Source organism: Leifsonia sp. HAY1-4F (genome assembly GCF_056755275.1).
In genome coordinates this window covers 1-241 of sequence record NZ_JBNDHX010000556.1, presented here as the reverse complement: position 1 = coordinate 241, position 241 = coordinate 1, and the positions used below count along the sequence as shown (strand labels likewise).

General features: G+C 56.8%; 1 pseudogene. It reads left to right on the top strand.

What is annotated here, in order from left to right:
* A pseudogene (locus tag ACPYOG_RS20475) lies at positions 1 to 232 on the top strand (IS3 family transposase); the annotation flags it as partial.
* Between the last annotated feature and the right edge of the window lie 9 nt (positions 233 to 241).

Below are 241 nucleotides of genomic sequence, written 5' to 3'. Positions count from 1 at the left end.
TCTCTTGCCCGGTCGTTTTTCAGCTGCCGGCATCAAACTGGGGCGCGACGCTTTGTTCGCGACGTTGAAGCGCGCTCATCTGCTGGTGGCCCGAGCCAAGGCGTACCACAAGACGACTGACAGCTTTCATCGGTTCTACAAGCATCCCAATCTGCTCAAACCTGGAACAGCTATCGAGACGGCACAGCGATCCGAGCAGCTCTGGGTTGCCGATATCACCTACATTCCCACCCAGCAGTAA